The organism is Streptomyces winkii, from assembly GCF_032248595.1.
In the GTDB taxonomy this organism is placed as follows: domain Bacteria; phylum Actinomycetota; class Actinomycetes; order Streptomycetales; family Streptomycetaceae; genus Streptomyces; species Streptomyces winkii.
Window position 1 is genome coordinate 541279 of record NZ_JASTTH010000001.1, and the last position, 24084, is coordinate 565362.

The following is a 24084-nucleotide window of genomic DNA, read 5'->3' on the forward strand; positions in this document are numbered from 1 at the left end:
GCCGCCTTCGGGGGCCCGTAGAGACAGGCAGGGCTTGAGCGTCGGGCCGTACTCGGAGCCCGGCAGCTGCCGGCCGGCGGCGTGGTGCGGCGGCACCATGGCGCCGGCCCGGCGGCGACAGCCCCGGCACCGGCGCGACAAGCACGCGAAACGTGCGACGCCCCCGGACATGGAGTCCGGGGGCGTCGCGTGCGTACGGGGAGGTGGGGGACACCCCGCAGCAGTCAGGGGGCCGGACGGCGGGGCCGGGGGCGGTGGCGGAGTGCCGGGTGCGGCCGCCCCGGGACGCCGGCGGCCCGTGACCTAGCCCAGCCCGTGCACGTGCGGGCCGACCTTGCCCGACCAGCTGTTGCCGTTCGAGGCGTCCCAGTTGGTGGACCAGGTCATGGCGCCGCGGATGCCGGGATAGGTCTTCTCGGGCTTGAAGCTCCCGCAGTTGCTGCCCTTGGCGAGGCAGTCCAGGGCGTCGGTCACCACGCCGGGCTCGACATAGCCGGAGCCCGCCGCGCTGGACGACGCCGGCGTGCCGATGCCGACCTGCTTGGGGTCGAGACCGCCCTTCAGCTGGACGCAGGCGAGGGAGGTGAGGAAGTCGACGCTGCCCTGCGCGTACGTCTTGCCGTCACAGCCGTTCATCGAACCGCTGTTGTAGTACTGCATGTTGACCACCGTCAGGTAGTCCTTGATGTTGAGCGCGGTCTTGAAGTAGTCGGTCGAGGTGGACTGCATGTCGATGGTCTGCGGAGCCATCGTCACCACGACGTCGCTCTTCTTGCCGTGGATCGCGTCCAGCGCCTTCGTCATGTACGTCGCGTTGAGGCCGTTCTCCAGGTCGATGTCGACCCCGTCGAAGCCGTACTTGTCCATGAGCGAGACGATGCTGTCGGCGAAGGCCGAGGCCGAGGCGTCGTCGGCGACGCTGACGGCGCCCTTCTCACCGCCGACCGAGACGATGACCGACTTGCCCGCCTCGTGCATGGCCTTGATGTCGGCCTTGAAGTCGTCCTCGGAGCCGTAGCCCGTCGCCGGGTCCAGCTTGAAGTCGACCTCGCCGGGCTTGCCGGTGGCGTCGGCGAATGCCACGGCGACGATGTCGTAGTCGTCCGGCACGTCGGAGAGCTTCTGCTTCTTGGCGCCGTTGTCGAAGTTCTGCCAGTAGCCGGTCACCGCGTGGTCGGGAACCGCCGAAGCTCCCACGGAGGGGCCCGTGCCGGGCTTGGCGGCGGGGCCGGCGTTGGCGGTGCCGACGGTGATCACCCCGCCGACGCTCAGTGCCGCTGCCGCGACCGCGGCGATGACGCGAGGACGCGTACACAAACGGGACAGGAAACGTGCGCGTGCCACAACTGCCTCCGGTGGGGGGAGAGATGGGAGGAGAGGAAAGGTGCCGAATGTGGTGCGCGGGGCCCTGCGCTTAACTCGACAAGATGGTCCAGACCAATCCGGTTGTCAAGACCTTTGACAGTCGTCCGAGCTCTTGTATTGATCGTCTACGGGGGATTGGATGCGCCGGGCAGGACCTCTTCAGGGGACGAGTACGAAGGCGGTCAGAGATGGCAAGCGAGGACAGCACTCAGAGCGGGGAGTCCGCCCCCACCCGGCCCGCTCCTCCCGTACGGAAAGCCAGTTGGAAACTCGTCGGCCCCGGCATCGTCGTCGCCGCGACCGGCGTCGGCGCGGGCGATCTGGTCGCGACGCTGATCGCGGGAAGCAAGTACGGCTACACCCTGCTGTGGGCCGCGGTCATCGGCTGCATCGTCAAGATCGCGCTCGCCGAGGCGACGGGCCGCTGGCATCTGGCCACCGGCCGCACGATCTTCGACGGCTGGCGCTCGCTCGGCCCGTGGACCACGGTCTACTTCGCCGTGTACGTCGTGGTCTGGGGCTTCGTCTACGGCGGCACCGCCATGTCGTCCTCGGGGCTCCCGCTGGATGCGCTCTTCCCCGGGGTGCTCGACCTCAAGGGCTGGGCGATCGTCACCGGACTGATCGGGCTGGTCTTCGTCTGGTTCAACCGCTACGCCGTCTTCGAGAAGGTCATGACGGCGATGGTCGGCATCATGTTCGTGGTCGTCGTGTACGTGGCGATCCTCGTCTCGCCGGACATCGGTGCCAGCTTCGCGGGGCTGGTGCCGGTCCTGCCGGACGGCTCGGTCTTCTACACCCTCGGGCTGATCGGCGGCGTCGGCGGCACCATCACCATGGCCGCGTACGGGTACTGGGTGAACGCCAAGGGCTGGACCGACAGCAGCTGGATGAAGATGATGCGGCTCGACAACCGCGTCGCCTACATCACCACCGGCATCTTCGTCGTCGCGATGCTGATCGTCGGCGCCGAGCTGCTGCACTCCACCAACATCGCGATCGCCGAGGGGGATTCGGGCCTCGCCGACCTGGACAAGGTGCTCGAAGACCGCTTCGGGACCTTCACCTCCGTCCTCTTCCTGATCGGCTTCTTCGCCACCTCGTTCACGTCGCTGATCGGCGTCTGGCACGGCGTGAGCCTGATGTTCGCCGACTTCGTGGAGCGGCTGCGCGCGGCCCGCACGCGGGGCGGCGAGGGCGAGGGTTCCGGCGACGGCGACGAGGCGGTCGCCGCGGTGGCCGGCGGCAGGCGCGAGCGTTCGTGGCCCTTCCGCGCGTACCTGCTGTGGCTGACGTTCCCGCCGATGACGCTGCTGTGGCTGGAGCAGCCGTTCGGCCTGGTCGTGGCCTACGGCGTGCTGGGCGCGTTCTTCATGCCGTTCCTCGCGCTCACGCTCATCTGGCTGCTCAACTCGGACCGTACGCCGCGTGAATGGCGCAACGGCATCCTCAGCAACGTGATGCTCTTCGTCTCAGGAATGCTCTTCATCGTGCTATGTGTGCAGCAGGTCAAGGAGATTCCCTGGTAGAAGGGAGAGGACCGCGCCGTCCCGGCACAGCCGACGCGACTGCGGGCGCACGACCGGATTGACCCGCGGACGGCGCGGGGTATGGCAGGGGGAGCGGGCGGGGACGAAGCTGTTCCGAGGCTGGCCCTCCGCCCGTAAGGTGTGGTGTCGTCAGATCAACATGACGATCGGGTACTCGGGTCCCAGAGGGCCCGACTGGGAGCTCGGGGGCGGGGATGACCACTGCGATAGCAGTCACCAGCCATGGTCACATGCTGCCCCCGCCGGACAGGCACACGCCGAGGGCGCACGTCTTCGAGAACCCCGACGAGCAGCCCTTCGACGTGGCGCTGGCCCAGACGCAACGGCTGATCGACCAGCACGGCCATCTGATCGTCGTCCATCCCACGACGCTGCCCAGGCCCTTCCTGCACAGGCTCCACTCCATCCGCTCCGTCCTCGAGAGCGACCGGATCGCGCTGATGCCGACGTCCCTGCCGCCGCTGGGTACGGCCGTCCTCGTGCGGCAGATGCGGCAGCTGTCGCTGTGCGAGTTCAGCCCCGGTGTGCTCGGCGCGTCCGTTCGGCTGCTGGCGCACTACATCTACGCGGGTGCACTGCTGAGTTCCGTCGCGAAGCTCGAACATCTGCCGATCTCCTACACCGCGAGCGCCAGGTCCTGGAATCCCAAGGCCCAGTTCGCGGTGCTGGCCGCGCCCACGCCGCAGCTCGTGCGCACCGACAGCGGTGCGCGCGGCGTGGTCAGGGCCGCGCTCTCCGGGCCGCAGTTCCCGACGCACCTCGCCTACGCCAACGGCCAGCTCAACTCCGAGTGGGTCACCGGCTCGCTGGCCACGCAGTGGCGCGTGGGCAATGTGGAAGAGGCGTATCTGCCGGGGGAGTCGGCCCGCTGGTGGGGGACCAGCAAGCTCGTCGAGTTCGCCGCCGCCATCCCGGACGTGTCGGTGCTCTACCGGCTCGTCTCGTCCGTACGGCGGGACGAGTGCCACTGGTGCGGGCTCGAACTCATCGGGGACCGCTGCGCGTTCTGCGCCGCGCCCGCGCCGTACGGGGCCGGGTCGCGCAAGACGGCGCCGGTGCGTTCCGCGCGCCGTCCGTCCGCCTCAGCGCTCGGTTCCCGCTCCGCCGCCGCCCGCGCCGGCTCCGCCGACGACGCGGACGGAGACCGTACGGACACCCAGCGCAGGGGCGGCCCGGGCCTCGGCGCGTTCCTCAAGCAGAGGCACGCGGCCGCGGCCGCACGTTCCGAATCGCAATCCCGTCACGCAGTTGTCGCCGATCCCAGAGGTCTGTAGTCCATGAATTCACGCCAGCGCCGTGGCGTCATCCTGCTGATCGTCTCCGTCCTGTGTGCCCTGGCGGCGTTCGGGGGTGTGCTGGCACTCATACGCGACGTGGAGACCAAGGTCGGCCCCGAGAAGACGGCGTACAAGCTCAAGGCGGACGTCGCGCCGTACCACTCCCTCGACGAGGGGCAGTTCGAGAAGGTGTCCGTGCCGAAGCGCTGGCTGCCGGACACCGCGGTCACCGACCTCGACGAGGTCCGCGGCAAGGTCTCCACCAACAGGCTCCGCAAGGGCTCGCTGCTTCAGACGGACATGATCGACCAGCGTCCCGAACTCAAGCCGGGCCAGCAGGAGATCGCCATCATGATCGACGCCGAGACGGGCGTCGCCGGCAAGATCGATCCCGGGAACAGGGTCAACATCTTCGCGACCTTCGAGGGCGAGCAGCAGACCGCGGGCAAGGCCAAGTCGCCGAACCAGTCGAAGGTCATCGTCAGCGACGCGAAGGTCATCGACGTCGGGAAGCTCACCCCCTTCAAGGAGAACTCCGGCCAGGACGAGACCAGCCGGCAGCGTGAGCGCGACGGCGTGCCCATCACCTTCGCCCTCTCCACCGTGGACGCGCAGCGCGTCGCGTACGCGGAGTCCTTCGCCGAGCACGTCCGGCTCGCGCTCGTAGCCCCCGGCGACGGCAACGACATCCCCGAGAGCGACCGCACGTACACGCTCGACGGGGACAAGTGAGGCAGGTCAGCCCATGGTCACCCGCATTCAGCCAGCAGTCAGCGACCCGGAGGCGGTCCGGTCGGTCGTAGGACTGCTCAGCCAGCTTCCGGACAGCGAGCCGGTGCCGCCGGCGGCCGACTCCACCCAACTGCTCGACTCGCTCGGGCGGTTGGCCGAGGGGACCGTCGCGGACCTGCCGGAGGTCGTGCTCGTGCACGAACTCATCCGGCCGCTCCCGGCCCTGGAGCTGATCCGTGAGATCGCGCTCCGCTTCCCCGCCGTCGGGGTCGTGCTCATCACGCGCGACACCAGCCAGCCGCTGTACTCCGCGGCGATGGACGCGGGGGCGCGCGGCGTTCTCGGGCTTCCCCTCAGTTACGACGATCTCGCCGCTCGGGTGGGCGCGGCCGCCTCCTGGGCGGTGGGCGTACGGAAGCATCTGGGCGGCGTGCCGGAGGAGACGTCCGGGCCCGGCGGCACCGTCGTCGCCGTGACGGGCGCCAAGGGCGGCGTCGGCACGACGCTCACCGCCGTCCAGCTGGCGCTCGCCGCACAGGCGTCGGGCCGCGGCACGGCCCTGGTCGACATGGACCTCCAGTCCGGGGACGTCTCCTCGTTCCTGGACGTGCAGTTCCGCCGCTCGGCGGCCGACCTCGCCGGGATCAACGACCTCTCCGCGCGCGTGCTCCAGGACGCGCTCTTCTCGCACGAGTCGGGGCTCGGGCTGCTGCTCGCCCCCGGCGAGGGCGAGCGGGGCGAGGAGGTCGACGACCGTGCGGCCCGGCAGATCATCTCCGCGCTCAGGGCCCGGTACGACATCGTCGTGATCGACTGCGGCACCCAGCTCAACGCCGCCAACGCCGCCGCGATCGAGACGTCCGACAACGCGGTGCTGGTGACGACGCCCGACGTGGTGGCCGTACGGGCGGCCAAGCGCATGGTCCGGATGTGGGACCGGTTGCAGATCCGCAAGGCGGAGGAGACCCTCACCCTCGTCAACCGGACCTCGCGCTTCACGGAGATCCATCCGGGGCTCATCTCCCGCATCGTCGGGACGTCCGTGGCCAGCACCACGATTCCCGCCGCCTACAAGGAACTTCACACCGCCGTCGACGCCGGGCGCCTTCAGGACCTCGACGCCAAGAGCACGGTCCGGCAGGCGCTGTGGTCCTTCGCCGGTGAACTGGGCCTCGTCACGGCGGCGAAGGTCTCCGTGAGCGGCGGCAAGCACAGCGTCAGAGCCGTGAAGGGCCAGAGCGGGGACTCCAAGCAGGTGCCGTCCTCCTCGGCCGCGGAGTCGGGCGGACGTGCGCTGCCGCCGGGCGGGTCCACGGAGGGCGGTCAGGCGCAGGCGGCGCGCGGTGGCCAGGCAGCTCAGGGCGGTCAGGCAGGCCAGCAGACGGGCCCGGGAGCCGGAGGCCACGCGGGCCACGCCGGTCATGCGGGCCAGGCGGGTCGCCCCGGCCCCGGCGGCCGCCCTGGTCCCCAGGCGGGACCGCCCGGCCACGCCGCTCCTCCCCGCGCACCCCAGGCCCGGCACGCGGCGCCGCCCGACGCCGCCGGCCGGCAGGCACTCCCACCCGGTGCCTCGACCGGGGCCGCCCACGGTCCGTCCGGCGAGGCGCCCGCGGGCAGCGGCAACGACTACCGCGACCACCGCAGGCCGCACGAGCCCAACAGCGCGGCGCCCTTCCACACGCGTACACGCGTGGGACCGGTGGGCCCGGAGATCGGAGGCGTACCGGGAGTCCGGCCCGTGCGGCCGTCGCTGGACGACTTCGACGACGAGAACGAGACGAGCGTCTGGGGCGAAAAGGGCGCCGTCACCGTGGAGTTCGCCGGAATGGCGCCCGTCATCCTCGCGGTCCTGGCGATCCTGTGGCAGTGCGTCCTGATCGGCTACACCTTCTCGCTCGCGGGCAACGCCGCGGACGAGGCGGCACGCGCCGCGACCGCGGCGGCGTCCGCCGGCGACGCGGAGGGCGCCTGCGAGTCCGCGGCGACCGAGCACCTGCCCGCCGAGTGGCGGGACAACTCGGCGGTCAGTTGCAGCCTCCAGGGCCATCTGTGGAAGGCGGACGTCGATCTGTCGGCGCCCGTCCTCTTCCCCGGCGCGGGGAAGCTCCCCTTCAGCATCACCGGCACGGCCGGTGCCGCCGAGGAGGGGGCGGAGGCGGGGTGAGCGATGACCGGTGAGCGCGGCATGAGAGGCATGAGACGGACGCGGGCGGCGGGCGCGGCACGCGCGATGTCCGTGCCTCGTGCGATGTCTGTGCCCCGTGCGATGTGTGTGTCCCGCGCCGCGCGTTCCCTGCCGGCGCGCGTACGGGGCGCGGATCGCGAACGCGGCGCGTCCAGCCTGGAGTTGGCGGGCATGCTGCCGCTGCTCCTGCTGGTCGCCATGGCCGCGATCCAGCTCGGCGTCGCGGGCTACGCCATCCAGCAGGCCGGTACGGGCGCCCGTGCCGCGGCCCGCATCGCCAGCCAGGAGGACATCGCCGAGGACTACGCGTCGAGCGGTAAGGCGGCCATGTCCAAGTGGACGGCGTCCCGGAGCAAGTTCTCCCTCGGCGAGGGAGACGACGAGGTGCGGGTCACCACGACCGTCACCATTCCGTCCGTCGTCCCCGGTGTGGACGACTTCGGGAAGGCGTCCCGATCCGCGACCATGCCGAGCGACTGACCACCGCGAACGCACAGAGAGGAGGCCGGAATTGAGTCTGCGGGCCCGCATCACCACCCCTGAATCCCGGACGCGCAACGGGTCGGCCGCGGACGGCGGCACGGCGCATCTCGTGTCCGCCTACCGCGCGAAGCTCCTCGAGGAGATAGACCTCGCGGAGATGTCAGCCCTGCCGTCGCACGAGCGCAGGGCACGCCTGGAGCGCGTACTCGGGCACATCGTCAGCCGTGAAGGGCCCGTACTGTCCACGGCCGACCGGGAGTTGCTGATCCGGCGCGTCGTCGACGAGGCACTCGGGCTGGGCGTGCTCGAACCGCTCCTGGAAGACGCCTCCATCACGGAGATCATGGTCAACGGCGCGGACCAGGTCTTCATCGAGCGGGCGGGCCGCGTCGAGCAGGTGCCGGTCCGCTTCGCCTCCGAAGAGCAGCTGATGCAGACGATCGAGCGCATCGTCTCGACCGTCAACAGGCGTGTGGACGAGTCGAATCCGATGGTCGACGCGCGCCTGCCGTCCGGCGAGCGCGTCAACGTCATCGTCCCGCCGCTCTCCCTGACCGGCCCGACGCTCACCATCCGGCGCTTCCCCCGCGCCTACGCACTGCACGAACTGATCGCGCTGGGCACCCTCGACGAGCACATCGTGGCGCTGCTGTCGGGCTTCATCCGTGCGCGCTTCAACGTGATCGTCTCCGGGGGCACGGGCAGCGGCAAGACGACCTTGCTCAACGCGCTCTCCGGGCTCATCCCGGACCACGAGCGCATCATCACCGTCGAGGACGCCGCCGAACTCCAGCTCCAGCAGCGGCACATCATCCGCCTGGAGACCAGGCCGCCCAACGTCGAGGGCAAGGGCCAGATCACGGTCCGCGACCTCGTACGGAACTCGCTGCGCATGCGCCCCGACCGCATCATCGTCGGCGAGGTGCGTGGCGGGGAGACGCTCGACATGCTCCAGGCGATGTCCACGGGGCACGACGGCTCGCTGGCCACGGTGCACGCCAACAGCGCGGAGGACGCGCTGATGCGCCTCCAGACGCTCGCCTCCATGTCGGAGGTCGAGATCCCCTTCGCGGCGCTCCAGGACCAGATCAACTCCGCCGTCGACGTGATCATCCAGCTCGCACGCTTCCCCGACGGCTCACGGAAGATCGTGGAGATCTCGCTCCTCGCCTCGCACGGCCGCGAGACCTTCCGCATCGCCTCGGTCTCCCGGTTCAACGCCGAGCCCGTGTCCGCGGACGGCAAGGTCTACGGGACCTTCGAGCATCTGCCCGTGCCCCGGCGCGCCGCCGAGCGGCTGCACATGGTGAGCGAGACCGTGCCGCCGCACTTCGGGGTCGCGGACGACGCGGGCCAACTGGCCACGAGGGAGGCGGTGTAGGGGCGCGGGGACGGCCCGGCCGCCACCACGTCCCCGCCCGAGACACACGGAACACCGCACCGGGACCGCACCCAGGACTCGCCAGGAACCCCCCAGGACCGACCACCAGGACCCAGGACCCAGGACCCACGCCATGGACACCACCGCCCAACTCGCGCTCGGCGCCTCCCTCTTGGCCGGCGCGCTCGCCGTCGCCGCGGTCATGGCGTTCGCGTCGGGACGCGCGCAGAACAAGGAGATCCTCAAGCGTCTCTCCGAGGAGGCGGCCGGCCGTGAACTGCCGCCGGGCCGCCGCCGCGCCTTCACCGGCGTGGACAAGCGGCTGCGCGGCACACGGCTGGGAAACCGTGTACAGAGCGGTCTCTCCGCGACCGGACTCGACATCACGCCCGGCGAGTTCACCGTCTACGTCGCCGTGGTCGTCGCCGGTCTGTGGCTCGTGGCCGCCTCCGTGCTCGCGCCGTTCTTCGGGCCGATCGCGGCGATACTGGGCGTGCTGTCCGCCGGCGCCTTCCTCAGCCACCAACGGCAGCGCCGCACCGAGCAGTTCATCAACCAGCTGCCGGAGCTCTCCCGCATCCTCGCCAACGCCACCTCCGCGGGGCTCGCCCTGCGTACCGCGCTGAGCATGGCCGCGGACGAGCTGGAGGCACCGGCGGGCGAGGAACTCAAGCACGTCACCGATCAGCTGGCGATGGGCCGCTCCGTCGAGGACGCCCTCGGCGAACTCGCCGAACGCCTGCCGTCGCGTGAACTGGTCGTCCTCGTCACGACGTTGGTCCTCTCCAACCGAGCGGGCGGCACCCTCGTCGCGTCCCTGCGCAACCTCACCGACACGCTGGAGGAGCGCAAGGAGACCCGCCGCGAGGTGCGCACCATGCTGGCCGAAGTCAACGCGACCGCCTTCACCGTGCCCGTACTGGGCCTCGGCGCGATGCTGATGATGAACTCGATGATGCCCGGCGCCCTCGCCCGCGTCACCGGCTCGGCCATCGGTCAGATCGCGATCATCGTGGCCGTCGGCCTCTTCGCCACCGGCTTCTTCGTCATCCGCCGCCTCGGCAAGATCGAGATCTGAGGAGGAGTCCGTGACCGCACTGCTGCCGTTCCTTCTCGCCGGCGTCGTGGCTCTCGCCGTGTACGGAGCCATAGCGGGAATCCGCATGTACCGCGCCCACATCGAGCTGCCCAGCGACCTCGCCGTCGCGCTCGAGGTCGGCGCGACGCGTACGACGGCCCGCGAGGCCGCCGTCGACCGTCTCGGCATGCCGCTGGCGCCGCTCGTGCTGCGTCTGATGGGCGAGGAGCGCGTCAACGCCAAGCGCCGCAAGATCGACCGGGCCGGCAACCCGGGCGGCCTGACCATCCACCGCTATGCCGCGCGCCGTGCCGCGTACGGGGTCTTCGGCGTCCTCATGGCGCTCGTCGGAGTGGCCGTGGACAGCTGGCTGTTCGCGTTCCTCGTGCTGGCCTTCGGCCTCTCCGCGGCCGAGCTGGGGATCCGGCAGGCCGTACGCGACCGCAGGCGCGTCATCGAGCGCACGCTCCCCGACTTCCTCGACGTCCTCGCCGTCGTGGTCTCCGCGGGCCTCAGCTTCCGTCAGGCGATGGAGCGCGTAGCCGAGCACTATGAGGGCCCGTGGGCCGACGAACTCCGCATCACCCTGCGGCAGATGGACCTGGGCGTGAGCCGCCGTGCCGCCTTCGACGAGCTGCGCAAGCGCAACGACAGCGAGCAGGTCGACCAGTTCGTCACCGCCCTCCAGCAGGGCGAGGAACTCGGCGCCCCCATCGCGGACACGCTCATCCAGATCGCGACCGACATGCGCCGCACGGACGCGCAGAACGCCCGTCGCCAGGCCGCCAAGACCGTCCCGAAGGCCACGATGACCACGATCGGCTTCCTGTTGCCCGGGACGCTGATCCTGATCGTGGCCACTTTCGTGCTCGGTTCGGACACCGACTTCGGCTCCGTACTGAGCGGGTGACGGGAGTGACGGGATGACAGCCGAAGAGTCAAGCACCTCAAGCGATTCCGCCAAAGTCCCGCAGTGTGACGCCCAACTCTTCGTCGGAGCCTGCCGATGTGGCACAGTCTGCTTTCGGACAGCAACGGTGGGCGACGGGGCGAGGGGTGACATGACGGGGCGCCAGTTCACTTCAGCACTTTCCAACTCCCCTACGCCGTCTTGCCGTTTGGCCGACGAAGAGGCGGACAAAAACTACAACGAGCCCGCCATCACCGAAGGAGACCGCGATGTCGAACGCCATCCGCAACTGGCGGCGTCGTGTCACAGAGAGAATGCACGGCCGCGAGTCGGACAGGGGCGCCAGCGCCATCGAATACGCGGGCATCGTGATCATCGTCGCCGCGATCATCCTGGCGATCCGGGGGCTGGGCCTGAACACCGCCATCTCCGCCGCGGTCGCGAAGGCGGTCAACAGCATCATCGGTGGCTGAGGAGACGGTTCGGGCGCCGTGACGAGGGGGCGACCGTGATCCTCTACGCGGCCGTCATCTCCGCCCTGCTCTTCCTCGCCTTCGCCTTCTTCGCGGTGGCCCAGGCGGGCACCGTACGCAACGGAGGCCAGTCGGCCGCGGACGCCGCGGCACTCGCGGCCGCCCAGGACGACCGGGACGAACTCTTCGAGGACGTCCTCGGCGCCATCGGCGACGGCAAGGATCTGAAGGACCTGCTCGACGGAATCGGCTCCCTGTTCGGAGACGGATGCGGCGAGGCCGACCACTTCGCCGCCCGCAACCGCTCGGACGTCCTCAGCTGCGACGCGATCAACAAGGACGGGCACAACGGCTACACCGTGAAGGTCCGCACGCGCTTCGACACCGGCGACTCGGTCGTGCCCGGCACCGGCAACAAGAAGGCGGAGGCCAGCGCCACCGCCGTCCTCAAGCCCCGGTGCGAGCTCACGGGCGACTCCAAGAAGCTGATCGAAATCACGTGTGACGGCGAGGACTTCACGATCGACCCGGACGACATCGACCTTGATCTGCGACCGTCGGATCTCTTCTCGGTGGTGCTGGTCGGTTGATGCGTGGACGACGAACAGGGGACGGGTAATCCATGACCATTCGGCGCACCCCGAGAACCCGCAGAGCGGCGGCCGCGGTTGCGGTCGCCGCCGGCCTGGCGCTCGCTGTGGCCGGTTGCAGCGGTGGCGACGACGGCGGGAGCGACGGCAAGGACTCCGCCGACTCGTCGCAGCAGGACGGTTCGGGGGGCTCCGGGGGCGGTTCGGGCGACACGGACAAGGTGCTGGCGCAGGTGAAGGGCGGTCAGGGCGGGAACTTCACCCTGACCATCAACTCCGCGCAGCGTGACAAGTCCGGGTTCACCACCTTCAAGGGGACGTTGAAGAACGACGGCCCCACCGTCGCCGTGCTGCCCGGCTGGGCGAGCGACGAGTCCGAACTCAAGGACAACGGCCTCTCGATGGCCGGCGCGACGATGATCGACAAGCGGGGGAAGAAGCGCTACTACATCCTCCGGGACACCAACGGGCACTGCCTGTGCACGAAGTTCACCGGCGGATTCGAGGAGGGCGAGACCTCCGAGTGGTTCGCCCAGTTCCCCGCACCGCCGCCGACGACGACCTCGGTCGACTTCCAGGTGGCGGACATGCCCAGCGCGACGGTCAAGCTGTCAGGTGAGTGACGAGATGAAGCCGAGCACCGCCCGCGTGCTGCGCACAGTCCTGTGTACCTCCGCCTCGGCCGTACTTCTGACGACGTTCAGCGCCTCGGGCGCCCGGGCGGACGACCCCACCCCGGAGCCGACGGTCGAGGTTCCGGGCGGCCCCACGGACCTCCCCGGAGCGGACGACCCCACGACCATCCCCACGAGCGCTCCCTCGCTTCCGGGCGAGGGCGGCGCGCCCGCGCCCGACTACAGCGAACCCCCGGACAACTTCGGGGACTCCAAGCCGCCGGTGAAGATCGATCCGCAGGCCGCGGGCCTCAAGCTCGCGGACGGGGCGAAGCTCGCGCCGTCCAAGGTGCTCGACATCAAGTTCGTCACCGAGGACCTGGGCGGTGAGGAACGCCGCGAAGACAGCACGGAGAAGACGAAGTTCACGCTTCAGGCGGAAGTGCTCTTCCCCAAGGACAGCTCGAAGCTCGACAGCAGCGCACGGTCGCGCATCGCCGACATCGCGGACGAGGTCAACTCCCAGAAGGCGAAGGAGATCAACGTCTTCGGCTTCACCGACGACCTCGGCTCCTACGGGCACGGGAAGACGCTCTCGAAGAAGCGCGCCGACGCCGTACAGAAGGCGCTGGCAGAGGAGTTGGACCCCACCGTCACCTTCAACGTGCGCGGTTACAGCGAGGACTATCCGATCGCGGACAACAAGACCGAGGAAGGCCGCAAGAAGAACCGCCGCGTCGAGGTGTCCTTCCCCCGCAAGGACTGACGCCCGGGCAGGACCGGCCCCCGCCTGGATCGACGGGGCGGGGGCGGGCTGAGACGGGCGAGCCGGTTCGGTGGGCTTCCTTGGAGCGAGGCGGCGTGTGAGCCGCTGTGAGCCGGTGTACGGCGCTCAGGCCGCGCGCGTGACCGCCGCCTGGACGGCTCGCTTCCAGTCCGTACGCAGACGGTCCAGCTCGGCGAGGTCCGCCTGCGACCAGATCGTACGGCCGGAGACATACTGCCGGATCGCCTCATTGGCTTCGGCGATGGTCTGACCGTCGGAAACTGGCGGCTGGGAAGTCGAGGACATGCAGTCAAGACTAGAGCCTCGGACTGACAGCCACGTCCAAATAGTGGGCGATTTAGGTCACGTGACGCCAACTCACCGGATGTAAACCTCTCCAGGCCGACTTTCTCAAGACCGCTCAACTCCGCCCGCGTCGGTCCTGACCGGCGCCTTTCGCGCGAGGACGAGCCCAGCGCCGCCGCCCGCCCGTGCGCGCCCTTCCGGCCGGCCGTGCCTCGACGTGAGCAGCGCCTCACGAGGACCGGCCCGAGCGTTCGGCGGCGCCGTCGCCGGGTCCGCCGAGCCCGGGCCTCGGGGAGCGTCAAGCTGGTGTGTCCCATGGCGTCGCTCGTCGGGGTACTGCACGCGGCCGCTCTCCCACGACCCCGACGTCCGGCGAGGGCAGGCCCCGAGCCCGGGCACAGGCCTCCGTGCCCCGCCACGACCGTCCGAACCGCGGGTTCCGCGCGCGGGAAGAGTGTGGAAACGACGTGGCGGGCGCGGCAGTTGGTGTCCGGACGAACCCCTGACAGGGGCTAGGGTGGGAACCCCCCCTCGGGCCGGTCCGTATCCCCCCACGGACCGGCCCGTTTTACGTTTTGGGCGGTTCCTCGTGAGGCGCCGTCAGCTCTCGCTGCTGCGGGCCCAGATGTTGGTGCCCGGCTCGGACACCGCGTACGAGTCGATCTCCCGCAGCTCGTCCGCCGTCAGCTCCGGCCCGTCCAGCGCCGCCACGTTCGCTTCGAGCTGCCGCACGCTGCTCGCGCCGATCAGGGCCGACGTCATGCGCGGGTCCCGCAGCACCCACCTCAGCGCCAGCTGCGCGAGAGACTGGCCGCGGCGGCGGGCGACGTCGTCCAGTCCGCGCAGCCGGCGCTGGACGTCCTCCGTCAGCAGCCCGGGGTCCAGCGACGTGCCCTTCGAGGCGCGCGAGCCCTCCGGAATCCCCTGGAGGTACTTGTCGGTGAGCAGGCCCTGCGCGAGCGGGGCGAAGGAGATGCAGCCCATGCCCTCCCCCTCCAGGGTGTCGAGCAGCCCGTCCTCCTCCGTCCAGCGGTTCAGCATCGAGTACGAGGGCTGGTGGATGAGCGCGGGCACGCCCATCTCCCGCAGCAGGGCGGCGGCTTCGCGCGTACGGCGGGAGTTGTAGGACGAGATTCCGGCGTACAGGGCCTTCCCCTGGCGGACGGCGGAGACCAGCGCCCCCATCGTCTCCTCCAGCGGGGTCTCCGGGTCGAAGCGGTGCGAGTAGAAGATGTCGACGTAGTCGAGGCCCGTCCGCCGCAGCGACGCGTCGAGCGAGGAGAGCAGATACTTGCGCGAGCCCCAGTCGCCGTACGGGCCCGGGTGCATCGGATAGCCCGCCTTGGTCGATATGACCAGTTCGTCGCGGTACGGGCGGAAGTCCTGCGCCATCAGCTTGCCGAAGTTCAGCTCCGCCGAGCCGGGCGGCGGACCGTAGTTGTTCGCCAGGTCGAAGTGGGTCACCCCGAGGTCGAAGGCCCGGCGGAGGATCGCGCGCTGCGTCTCCAGCGGACGGTCGTCGCCGAAGTTGTGCCACAGGCCGAGGGAGATCGCGGGGAGCTTCAGGCCGGAGCGGCCGGAGCGCCGGTAGTTCATGGAGTCGTAGCGGGAGTCGTCGGCGCGGTACGGGTGAAGGGGAGAGTCGTCCGTCATGGACCTTTCCTATCAGCGCCCCACCGGAGCCGCTCGACCGTGGTCCCGGACTCCTCACCCGCGGGACGTCGCGCCCGGGCGGCGCTTACCCGGAGCCGGCGGTCTCAGGCGCGGGGCCGCCCGCGAAGGCCTTGCCGCCCGGCTTCGTCCAAGGGCTTCACCCGCAGTAAGGTTCAATGGTCCCGGACTCGCCGAAGGAGGGGCTGGCCATTTACAAGAAGCTTCGTGACCTGGTGTACAGGCTCTATGCCCGCCGGGTGGAGTACCGCCTCGACACCGACCAGGTGCCCAAGCACATCGGCGTGATCCTGGACGGGAACCGCCGCTGGGCGCGGGCCTCGGGCGGCACGACGGAGCAGGGCCACCAGGCGGGCGCGGAGAAGATCCGCGAGCTGCTCGGCTGGTGCGAGGAGACGGACGTCAAGGTCGTCACCCTGTGGCTGCTCTCCACGGACAATCTCAACCGCGCGGAGAACGAGCTGCTTCCGCTGCTCGGCATCATCGAGGACACCGTGCGCGACCTCGCGGACGACGGCCGCTGGCGCGTCCACCACGTCGGCCAGCTCGACCTGCTGCCGGACCGCACGCAGCAGGTGCTGAAGAAGGCCGAGGAGAAGGCCGGAGACATCGACGGCGTGCTGGTGAACGTGGCCGTCGGCTACGGCGGCCGCCAGGAGATCACCGACGCGGTGCGCTCGCTGCTCGTGGACCGGGCCGCCGCCGGCACGAGCCTGGACGAGCTGGCGGAGACGCTCACCGTCGAGGACATCTCCGAGCACCTCTACACCCGCGGCCAGCCCGATCCGGACCTGGTGATCCGCACCAGCGGGGAGCAGCGGCTCTCCGGCTTCATGCTCTGGCAGAGCGCCCACTCGGAGTACTACTTCTGCGAGGTTTTCTGGCCGGCCTTCCGCAAGGTCGATTTCCTCCGTGCTCTGCGTGATTACGCGGCCCGCCACCGCCGCTACGGGAACTGATCCACACCTCTCCGCGCCCCCGCGTACGGAGGCCCGAAGGGGCGCTTCGAGGCGCCCCCGGCACCGCTCCGGCCGGTGACCAGCGGCGGTGTCGCCGGTACGGGTAGCCGAAATCACCCTGGCGGGGACCTCCGCATATGCCATTGCATGCTTGTGCTCACCCGGGGGAATATCCCCTCATGGCCGGGTGCCCTCCACAGGCCCCGGCGCCGGGAGGCCCGATTGCAGACCACGGACCGCCGCAGCACCAGTGCGGCGACTGGGATGTCGCGGAGGGCCGGTGCCCGGCCCGCCCCGCGCGGGTCCGGACCGGTCTCTTCCCTTGCGACGCCGTCGCACCCCGACCTCTTCCGAGGGGGTTCGTCCACCCGTGGTGACAAGCAAGAAGCGCAACGATTCCGACCGGCGCACGTATGTCATCGACACCAGCGTGCTGCTCGCAGACCCGATGGCGATGGACCGTTTCGAGGAGCACGAGATCGTGCTTCCCGTCGTCGTCGTGACCGAGTTGGAGGCAAAGCGGCATCACCCGGAGCTCGGGTACTTCGCCCGGCAGGCACTGCGGAGGCTGGATGAATACCGCGTCAAGTACGGCCGCCTGGACGCCCCCATTCCCATCGGCGACGTGGGCGGCTCGCTCCGTGTCGAGCTGAACCACTCGGATCCGGGCGTGCTGCCCGCCGGCTTCCGGCTGGAGGACAACGACTCGCGGATTCTCGCCGTGGCGAGGAACCTTCAGGCAGAGGGGTTCGACGTCACCGTCGTCTCCAAGGACCTGCCGCTGCGCATCAAGGCGTCGTCCGTCGGACTCCACGCGGAGGAGTACCGCGCCGAGCTCGCCATCACCGAGTCCGGCTGGACGGGCATGTCCGAGCTGACGCTGCCCGGGGAGGAGATCGACGAACTCTTCGCGGCCGAGAGCGTCTTCGTGGCCGAGGCCGCCGAACTCCCCGTCCACACGGGCCTGGTGCTCCACTCGGAGAAGGGCAGGGCGCTGGGCCGCGTCACGCCGGAGGGCCGCATCAAGCTCGTGCGGGGCGACCGTGAGGCCTTCGGCATCAAGGGCCGCAGCGCCGAACAGCGCATCGCTCTGGACATGTTGCTCGACCCGGACGTCGGCATCATCTCCATGGGCGGCCGTGCCGGTACGGGCAAGAGCGCGCTCGCGCTCTGCGCCGGGCTGGAGGCGGTGCTGGAGCGCCGGCAGCACCGGAAGGTGATGGTCTTCAGGCCGCTGTACGCGGTCGGCGGCCAGGATCTCGGCTATCTGCCGGGCACCGAGGCCGAGAAGATGAACCCGTGGGCGCAGGCCGTCTTCGACACTCTCTCGGCGGTCACGAGCCGGGAGGTGATCGAGGAGGTCGTGGAGCGCGGCATGCTGGAGGTCCTGCCGCTGACGCACATCCGCGGGCGCTCGCTGCACGACGCGTTCGTGATCGTCGACGAGGCGCAGTCGCTGGAGCGGAACGTGCTGCTGACCGTGCTCTCGCGGATCGGCGCCGGATCGCGGGTCGTTCTCACCCATGACGTGGCGCAACGGGACAATCTGCGCGTCGGCCGGTACGACGGAGTCGTCGCCGTGGTCGAGAAGTTGAAGGGGCACCCGCTCTTCTCGCACATCACGCTCAGCCGGTCCGAGAGGTCGCCGATCGCGGCACTTGTGACCGAGATGCTCGAAGAGACGCACATCTGAGGGGTTTTACCCCGTTTCCGGTGTTCGGCGCCGGTCGCTCTCAAGGGCGGCCGGCGTCAACGCTGTTCAGAGCCTCGCCGCCCGCTGTTCGCTCGTACGAGGGGTGTTGAGAACGCGACACTCTAGCCCTCGGGTGGGCCGCGCGCGCGTGTTTCCGTTCAATGTGACAGCCAAACCACGTGTGACCTATCCCACTCAGCCTGGAATTGCCTCAGCCCACTCGCGTCCGGCAGGGTGTGGTTCCTGTCAGGCCCCGCATACGGCACTTCGGTACCAGCAATGGTGCTGCACCACATGGCAGTACAGAACTGAAAAGCAGTCACGCCGTATGCCGCCCGAGCACCATGCGGGTCCTCCCAGCCCAAGGGGGGCCCTACGGGCCCGTACCTCCTGTGACCGTGTTCCGAGGAGGTCTGTGCCAGGGGCACGATCAGCGCCCGCGTGGTCACCCAAGCGGGCACGTTGGAAGGAAAACGTGTGACTCGGATCTCCGTCCGGGGATTCGCAGTGGCGTCCGCCACCGCGGTCACCACCGTCGGCGCCGTCGTCGGTGTGGCCTCCGGCAGTCAGCAGGGTCAGACGACGAACGATGTCGAGGCCACCGCTGCTGACTCGACGCTCCTCGAAGACATACCGGCGGGTCAGCAGGCCCGGGTACAGACCGCTTCCCTGACGCAGCAGGCGGACGCCGCCTCCAGCGCTGCGCACGCCGAAGCGAAGAAGTCCGCCGAGGAAGCAGCGCGCAAGCAGGCGGCCGAGGACGCCGCGGCCAAGAAGGCTGCCGCTGAGAAGGCAGAGAAGGAGCGCCAGGCGAAGCTCGCCGCGAGCCGTTCCTCCCGTGCCGACGCCGGTGACTTCCCCGCGCAGAGCTCGTACACGGTCGGCGAAGTCAAGTCGATGGCACAGAAGATCGTCGGCAGCGGCGACTTCCAGTGCTTCTCGAACATCGTCGAGCGCGAGTCCGGCTGGAACTACCGCGCCAGCAACGCCTCTTCGGGTGCCTACGGCCTGCTCCAGGCGCTGCCGGGCTCCAAGATGTCCTCGGCCGGCTCCGACTGGCAGACGAACCCCGCCACGCAGATAAAGTGGGGCCTGAACTACATGAACGACAGGTACGGCAGCCCCTGCGGTGCCTGGGACTTCTGGCAGGCCAACAACTGGTACTGATCAAGGCGGTTGGCACGGCCGGATCCTGAGCCGTACGACGTCACAGACTTAGCGCTCACCCCCGTCCCGCATCGTCGGGACGGGGGTGAGCGTCTGCCGTGACCAGGTGGTGAACATCATCGCCTCCTCGCGGCGGAAGCAACCTTCACGCCGGTAACGTCGTCACTCAACGGCAACGGGAACATGTGGGTCTCCCGGGGGTGGAGGAAGCGGGATGACGAGCAGGGTGGACAGGCTCCGGGACAGCGTGGCCCGCATGGCGGCGCGCGTCGCGGCGCGGCGCGAGGAGCAGTTGGCGAAGGAGGCGGCGATCAGCGGCCCCGGCGCCGGGCCCGGTCCGCGCGCGGAGGGTGCCGCCGAGTCGTCGCCGTCCTTGCCGGACGAGCCGCCCGGTTCGCCGCCCGGGCCCCCGGCGCCCGCCGGGGCGGCCGGCGCCGGCAGGCCCGCGCCCGCCACGGCGGTGCCCTGGGGGGTACGGGTCGCGGCCGAGGCGGGGTGGCGGCTGCTGGTGCTCGCCGGTGTCGTGTGGGTCCTGATACAGGTCATCAGCTCCGTCAGCCTTCTCGTGCTCTCGTTCTCCGCCGGGCTGCTCGTGACGGCGCTGTTGCAGCCGACCGTCGCCCGCCTCAGGCGTCACCGAGTGGGACGGGGCCTCGCCACCGCGATCACCTTCATCACCGGCTTCGTGGTGATGGGCCTGGTCGGCTGGTTCGTGGTCTGGCAGGTCACGGAGAACCTGCCCACCCTCACCGATCGCGTGCAGGACGCCATCGAGGAGGGGAAGCGCTGGGCGATCCAAGGCCCGTTCCACGTCTCCGAGGACCAGGTCAACGACGTCGCCAAGAACCTCAGCCAGTGGCTCGGCGACAACAGCCAGGAGGTCACCTCCGCGGGGCTCGAAGGGGTCACCGTCCTGCTGGAGTTCCTCTCCGGCGCGGTGCTGACGATGTTCATCACGCTGTTCCTGCTCTACGACGGGCGGGGAATCTGGAACTGGTTCCTCAAGCTCGTACCGGCCGGGGCACGCGAGGGCGTCGCCGGTGCCGGCCCGCGGGCGTGGGGGACGCTGACCGGATATGTGCGCGGGACCGTGATAGTCGCGATGATCGACGCGATCTTCATCGGCGTCGGCATCTACATCCTGGAAGTGCCGCTGGCGGTTCCGCTCGCCGTCCTGATCTTCATCTTCGCGTTCGTGCCGATCGTGGGCGCCGTCGTCTCGGGTGCGCTGGCCGTGATGGTCGCGCTCGTCACCAACGGGCCCCTCACGGGGCTGCTGGTGCTCGCCGTCGTACTGCTCGTGCAGCAGATCGAGAGCCACATCCTCCAGCCGTTCATTCTCGGACGGCTGGTACGGGTGCATCCGCTGGCGGTGGTGCTGGCGGTGACCGGCGGCAGCCTCATCGCCGGGATTCCCGGGGCCGTGGTGGCGGTGCCGCTCGTGGCGGTGATCAACACGGTGTCCGGCTATCTGCGGGCGTACTCCGAGGGGCAGCGGGGGGACGCGCTTCCCGCGGGTGTCGCGGGTGCCGCGGCGGCGGGCGGCCCCCGCGGTGCCTCTGGAGGCGCCTCCGGCGCCCCGTCAGGCTCCGGTGGCGGCCCGGGTACGGGCAAGCCCGGAAAGCGCGGCAGGACGGGACGGGGCGGCACCGAAGCGCCCACGGAACCCGGTGCGCCCCCCACGGAGTCCGCAGACGAAGCACCTCCGCCGGAGCCGGGCGGTCCCAACGGGCCCGAGAAGTAGGGCTGTTCCTGTTCCAGTTCCTGTACGGGAGACGGTGCCGGGCGCCGGAATGCGGCCACGGCCCGGCGGCCTTCACGCCGCCGCGCCGCCCTCAACTGCCGCCGCGCGGCTGCCGGTCCGGGCTCGGACGCCGAACGCGGCGCCCAACCGCCCCGCTCGGCAGGGCTGTTGGGCGGAGCCGGGTCCCCGGGGCGCGGCGAAAGGTCAGTACGGCGCCTTCCGGTCGTCCATGTACCCGCTTGAGGCGGTGGTGGCCCGCTGCCTGGTGGCCGCCCGGCGGGCTTTCACGCCGCCGAGCCTTCGCCGTCGTGGCAGCGCGCAGTGGCGCGCGTGCCGGGTCGTCCATATCGGCTCGTTGAGGCGTCGGGCGCCGGGGCCTCTCTCAACTGCCCCTGTACAGCTGCCGCTTCGCGCTGGGGCGTGTCCGCAGGTCCCCCCTCAGACTCCGTCTGGGGCCCCGGGTCGCGGGCCTGGCACGCTCTGCCTAGCCGCCGGTGGGGGTGCCCCCACCCCAGCCTGTCGATCGCCGCACGAGACCGCTCGTCGTCGCTCGTACGAGCGGGACGCGCCGCTTTGCGGACTCGCCCCAGGCGGTCGGGCGTATGCGATGGAGCCGCGAGCCCGGCCGGGTCGGCAGGCGTTCGCCAACCGCCAGGCCACGCACGGCCGTTGGGGGCCGTCCCTCGGGGGCTCGCTGGCCGTGCCGTCATGGCTGCCTGCGGGGTTGGCAGGGCCCAAGCCACCCCCCGTACCAATGGCCGTCCGAGGCGCCCGTGCCGGGTTGCCGGGGCCGCCGGGCGGGTCTGGAACCGTCCCTGTGTGTACGGCCGTTCAGGGCGGCGCAGGGCACCGGACGCGGCGCCCAACCGCCCCGCCCGGCAGGGCTGTTCGGAGGTGCCGAGGTCTCGCGCGTCAGTAGGGCGCCTTCCGGTCGTCCATGTACCGCTTGAGGCGGTGGTAGTCCGCCGCGTGCCAGCCGTCCGGCGGGGCCACGGCGATCCATGCCTCGACCGAGCCGGTGCCGTAGCGGTGGCCGTGGGGTGCGTCGACGTCGTAGGAGACGGCCAGGTCCACCGTCGTCTGCCAGAACGTGACGAACGGGAACCAGCGGACCTCGTCCGTGATGTCCGGGCCGAGGGGTTCGGCGAGCCAGCGCGGCCGTTCCAGGGCCAGGTCCCAGGACCACCACACGATCGGGTCGGACGCGTTCTGGAGGTACACCACCCGCGGTCCCTTCCACGGGCCCGGCGGCCGGTCCAGATCCTTCGCGGGCCACTGCGCGAAGCGGAAGTGCCTGCCCTGCTCGTACTGCGGCCGCCACACGGGGCTTCCCGCGTCGCGGTGTGCGGTGATCGACTCGCGGATCGGTGAGAAGCCGGGCGAGCCCGCCAGGACCGCGCCGTCCACCTTCGACAGCAGGTCGTCCGGACCGTCGAAGGCCGCCTCGACGCCGTACGCGCCCAAGCTCTCGCCGAACACGACCAGTTCGGGACGGCTGTCCGGCGGCTCCTCCAGCCAGCGTTCCCGTACGGCCTTCACGAGCGCCCGGTTGGCGCGTCCGGCCTGCTCCTTGTCGACCACGAAGGAGAGCCAGCTGGGCAGATACGAGTACTGCATCGCGACGATGGCGGTGTCGCCGCCGTGCAGGTACTCCAGCGGCTCGGCGTCGGTCGAGTTGACCCACCCCATACCGGTGGTGCCGGCGACGGCCAGTACCTCGCGCTTGAAGGCGCCGGTGCGCTCCAGCTCCGCGACGGCCAGCCGGGCGCCGGCCTCGTACGCTTCGGCCTCGGTCGCGCCCGGTCCGCCGAAGGCGCGCCTGCCCACGTACACGCGCACCGGGTCCCGGGCGGGGCGGTGCGTGACCCGGCTTATCGCGCGGGCCGAGGGCGTGGAACCGGTGAAGTTGCGGCCCTCGTAGCCCAGTTCGCGCCAGGGGATCAGCGAGTGCGGGCTGCCGGAGACGAGCCGGGAGCCGGACTGGACGACGCCGTCCTTGGTGCCCCGGTCGGTGCTCTCCGCGACCTGAGCCACGACGTCCACGACACCGCGGTCGAAGACGACGTCGCGCGTGCCCACGACCACCGCTGTCGCGCTGATCAGCAGACCCGCGACGACGGCGACCGGGCGCGGCACGAAGCGGCACAGGCCCCGTATCAGGGTCCGCGTGCCCAGGCGTATGGCGCGGGCCAGGAACAGCAGCGCCGCGCACAGCGACAGCGCCATGATCGTGATCATCATCGAGTGCCAGGTCAGCGTCTCGGGCAGATCCTGCAACGCCCTCAACTGCCGCTGCATGCGCGCGCTTTCGGACAGGGCCAGGACGGTGAGCCCGAGCGCGAGCACGTAGTACGCCTGCCACGCGTGCGCCCGCGCGCGCTCGCCCGGCGGTCGCGGCAGCAGGCGGCGGCAGACCGGTGCGAGCGCGAGGCGGGCGAGCCTGCCGAGCAGCGCCCCGATCGCATAGCCGATCGCGGCGGTGATGCCGCCGATGACGCCTTGCAGCAGCCAGGGGCGCGGCACGAGTGACGGCGTCAGGGAGAGCCAGAAGAAGAGCGTGGCGAAGCACGTCGCGGTCAGGTCGGGCCAGCGCCGTACGACCCAGGCGGGGTCGGGACGCTGCCAGTACGGCCGGCGGGCGATCGCGACCCCACGGGAGGCGGCGCGGCGGAGCGCCCGGAGCAGCGCGGGGGTGCGGCGCTGCCGCGGGGCCGGGCCGGGAAGCGGCGGCGGCAGCGGCGTCGACGGGGCTCCCGTGCCGGGTGCGGAGGGCGCGAGAGGCCCGTGCTCCCGGCGACGGGGGACGGCCGGTGGCGCGGTGTGCAGCGCGTTCCGCACCTGAACCGTGCCCGTACGGGCGTCCGTACCCGGACAGGCGTCCGCCTCCGTATCCCCGTCCGTCTCCGTACCCGCGTCCGTACCCCGATCGGTGACCGTGCCCGTGACAGTACGGTCGAGACCCGGTCTCTCCTCCGTCCTGTACCCCATTGTCCGCCCCCACCCCATACCGGAACTCTGTCGCCGTTACGGCTGACGCATTGCGGAGGGAGCGGGTTGAGTGCGCATATCCGTCCCGAAAACGGGTTGTTCACCACAGCCGCCGTCGGTAGGGGTGACGGGAAGCACGTTTCAGAGGAAAA

At 70.4% G+C, this 24084-nt stretch carries 20 protein-coding genes; 16 read left to right on the forward strand and 4 right to left on the reverse strand.

Annotated elements, in window-relative coordinates:
• Positions 1-303 precede the first annotated feature (303 nt).
• Positions 304-1344, reverse strand: a complete 1041-nt coding sequence (locus tag QQM67_RS02525) for a chitinase (RefSeq protein ID WP_314171848.1) — start codon at positions 1342-1344, stop codon at positions 304-306.
• Positions 1345-1553: 209 nt separating this feature from the next.
• On the opposite strand from QQM67_RS02525, the gene QQM67_RS02530 reads away from it, so the two are divergent.
• The 12 genes from QQM67_RS02530 to QQM67_RS02585 all read left to right on the forward strand — a co-directional run bounded on the left by QQM67_RS02530 (position 1554) and on the right by QQM67_RS02585 (position 13404).
• Positions 1554-2894: an Nramp family divalent metal transporter gene (locus tag QQM67_RS02530; RefSeq protein WP_314171849.1), complete on the forward strand. Its 1341-nt coding sequence runs from the start codon at positions 1554-1556 to the stop codon at positions 2892-2894.
• Positions 2895-3109: 215 nt separating this feature from the next.
• Entirely contained in the window at positions 3110-4189 is a 1080-nt protein-coding gene (locus QQM67_RS02535; protein WP_314171850.1) for a hypothetical protein, read from the forward strand.
• Positions 4190-4192: 3 nt separating this feature from the next.
• Entirely contained in the window at positions 4193-4924 is a 732-nt protein-coding gene (gene cpaB, locus QQM67_RS02540) for a Flp pilus assembly protein CpaB (protein WP_314171851.1), read from the forward strand.
• 13 nt (positions 4925-4937) lie between these two features.
• A complete protein-coding gene (locus QQM67_RS02545; RefSeq protein ID WP_314171852.1) occupies positions 4938-7088 on the forward strand; it encodes an AAA family ATPase in 2151 nt (716 codons plus the stop codon).
• Positions 7089-7172: 84 nt separating this feature from the next.
• The gene (locus QQM67_RS02550; RefSeq protein ID WP_314171853.1) at positions 7173-7589 is read left to right on the forward strand and encodes a TadE/TadG family type IV pilus assembly protein; all 417 of its coding nucleotides are present in this window, start codon (positions 7173-7175) and stop codon (positions 7587-7589) included.
• A gap of 31 nt (positions 7590-7620) precedes the next feature.
• Positions 7621-8973, forward strand: coding sequence for a CpaF family protein (locus QQM67_RS02555; protein WP_314171854.1), 1353 nt, complete (start codon positions 7621-7623; stop codon positions 8971-8973).
• A 133-nt stretch (positions 8974-9106) separates the two neighbouring features.
• Entirely contained in the window at positions 9107-10051 is a 945-nt protein-coding gene (locus tag QQM67_RS02560; protein ID WP_314171855.1) for a type II secretion system F family protein, read from the forward strand.
• Positions 10052-10070: 19 nt separating this feature from the next.
• Positions 10071-10961 (forward strand): DUF5936 domain-containing protein, encoded by an 891-nt coding sequence (locus tag QQM67_RS02565; protein WP_314172224.1) that lies wholly within the window; start codon positions 10071-10073, stop codon positions 10959-10961.
• A gap of 269 nt (positions 10962-11230) precedes the next feature.
• Complete coding sequence (locus QQM67_RS02570; RefSeq protein ID WP_314171856.1) at positions 11231-11434, forward strand: hypothetical protein; 204 nt, start codon at positions 11231-11233, stop codon at positions 11432-11434.
• A gap of 35 nt (positions 11435-11469) precedes the next feature.
• Complete coding sequence (locus tag QQM67_RS02575; RefSeq protein WP_314171857.1) at positions 11470-12024, forward strand: hypothetical protein; 555 nt, start codon at positions 11470-11472, stop codon at positions 12022-12024.
• 32 nt (positions 12025-12056) lie between these two features.
• Entirely contained in the window at positions 12057-12647 is a 591-nt protein-coding gene (locus QQM67_RS02580) for a hypothetical protein (RefSeq protein WP_314171858.1), read from the forward strand.
• Between the two features lie 4 nt (positions 12648-12651).
• Positions 12652-13404, forward strand: coding sequence for an OmpA family protein (locus QQM67_RS02585; RefSeq protein WP_314171859.1), 753 nt, complete (start codon positions 12652-12654; stop codon positions 13402-13404).
• A gap of 126 nt (positions 13405-13530) precedes the next feature.
• Here QQM67_RS02585 and QQM67_RS02590 read toward each other — a convergent pair whose 3' ends face one another.
• Positions 13531-13710: a hypothetical protein gene (locus tag QQM67_RS02590; protein ID WP_314171860.1), complete on the reverse strand. Its 180-nt coding sequence runs from the start codon at positions 13708-13710 to the stop codon at positions 13531-13533.
• Positions 13711-14310: 600 nt separating this feature from the next.
• Positions 14311-15363: an L-glyceraldehyde 3-phosphate reductase gene (gene mgrA / locus QQM67_RS02595; RefSeq protein WP_314171861.1), complete on the reverse strand. Its 1053-nt coding sequence runs from the start codon at positions 15361-15363 to the stop codon at positions 14311-14313.
• 176 nt (positions 15364-15539) lie between these two features.
• On the opposite strand from mgrA, the gene QQM67_RS02600 reads away from it, so the two are divergent.
• The 4 genes from QQM67_RS02600 to QQM67_RS02615 all read left to right on the forward strand — a co-directional run bounded on the left by QQM67_RS02600 (position 15540) and on the right by QQM67_RS02615 (position 20944).
• The gene (locus QQM67_RS02600) at positions 15540-16340 is read left to right on the forward strand and encodes an isoprenyl transferase (RefSeq protein ID WP_314171862.1); all 801 of its coding nucleotides are present in this window, start codon (positions 15540-15542) and stop codon (positions 16338-16340) included.
• Positions 16341-16710: 370 nt separating this feature from the next.
• Complete coding sequence (locus QQM67_RS02605) at positions 16711-18033, forward strand: PhoH family protein (protein WP_314171863.1); 1323 nt, start codon at positions 16711-16713, stop codon at positions 18031-18033.
• A gap of 477 nt (positions 18034-18510) precedes the next feature.
• Positions 18511-19200, forward strand: coding sequence for an aggregation-promoting factor C-terminal-like domain-containing protein (locus QQM67_RS02610; RefSeq protein WP_314171864.1), 690 nt, complete (start codon positions 18511-18513; stop codon positions 19198-19200).
• A gap of 214 nt (positions 19201-19414) precedes the next feature.
• On the forward strand, positions 19415-20944 hold the full coding sequence (locus QQM67_RS02615) for an AI-2E family transporter (RefSeq protein WP_314171865.1): 1530 nt from the start codon (positions 19415-19417) through the stop codon (positions 20942-20944).
• Between the two features lie 912 nt (positions 20945-21856).
• Here the strand turns inward: QQM67_RS02615 and QQM67_RS02620 are convergent.
• Positions 21857-23932: an alpha/beta hydrolase gene (locus QQM67_RS02620; protein ID WP_314171866.1), complete on the reverse strand. Its 2076-nt coding sequence runs from the start codon at positions 23930-23932 to the stop codon at positions 21857-21859.
• Between the last annotated feature and the right edge of the window lie 152 nt (positions 23933-24084).

Bases quoted from the DNA above. Each gene is read 5' to 3' on its own strand.
- QQM67_RS02530 (WP_314171849.1), top strand. From the start codon at position 1,554: ATGGCAAGCGAGGACAGCACTCAGAGCGGGGAGTCCGCCCCCACCCGG.
- QQM67_RS02535 (WP_314171850.1), top strand. From the start codon at position 3,110: ATGACCACTGCGATAGCAGTCACCAGCCATGGTCACATGCTGCCCCCG.
- cpaB (WP_314171851.1), top strand. From the start codon at position 4,193: ATGAATTCACGCCAGCGCCGTGGCGTCATCCTGCTGATCGTCTCCGTC.
- QQM67_RS02545 (WP_314171852.1), top strand. From the start codon at position 4,938: ATGGTCACCCGCATTCAGCCAGCAGTCAGCGACCCGGAGGCGGTCCGG.
- QQM67_RS02550 (WP_314171853.1), top strand. From the start codon at position 7,173: ATGTCTGTGCCCCGTGCGATGTGTGTGTCCCGCGCCGCGCGTTCCCTG.
- QQM67_RS02560 (WP_314171855.1), top strand. From the start codon at position 9,107: ATGGACACCACCGCCCAACTCGCGCTCGGCGCCTCCCTCTTGGCCGGC.
- QQM67_RS02570 (WP_314171856.1), top strand. From the start codon at position 11,231: ATGTCGAACGCCATCCGCAACTGGCGGCGTCGTGTCACAGAGAGAATG.
- QQM67_RS02580 (WP_314171858.1), top strand. From the start codon at position 12,057: ATGACCATTCGGCGCACCCCGAGAACCCGCAGAGCGGCGGCCGCGGTT.
- QQM67_RS02585 (WP_314171859.1), top strand. From the start codon at position 12,652: ATGAAGCCGAGCACCGCCCGCGTGCTGCGCACAGTCCTGTGTACCTCC.
- QQM67_RS02590 (WP_314171860.1), bottom strand. From the start codon at position 13,710: ATGTCCTCGACTTCCCAGCCGCCAGTTTCCGACGGTCAGACCATCGCC.
- mgrA (WP_314171861.1), bottom strand. From the start codon at position 15,363: ATGACGGACGACTCTCCCCTTCACCCGTACCGCGCCGACGACTCCCGC.
- QQM67_RS02600 (WP_314171862.1), top strand. From the start codon at position 15,540: ATGGTCCCGGACTCGCCGAAGGAGGGGCTGGCCATTTACAAGAAGCTT.
- QQM67_RS02615 (WP_314171865.1), top strand. From the start codon at position 19,415: ATGACGAGCAGGGTGGACAGGCTCCGGGACAGCGTGGCCCGCATGGCG.
- QQM67_RS02620 (WP_314171866.1), bottom strand. From the start codon at position 23,932: ATGGGGTACAGGACGGAGGAGAGACCGGGTCTCGACCGTACTGTCACG.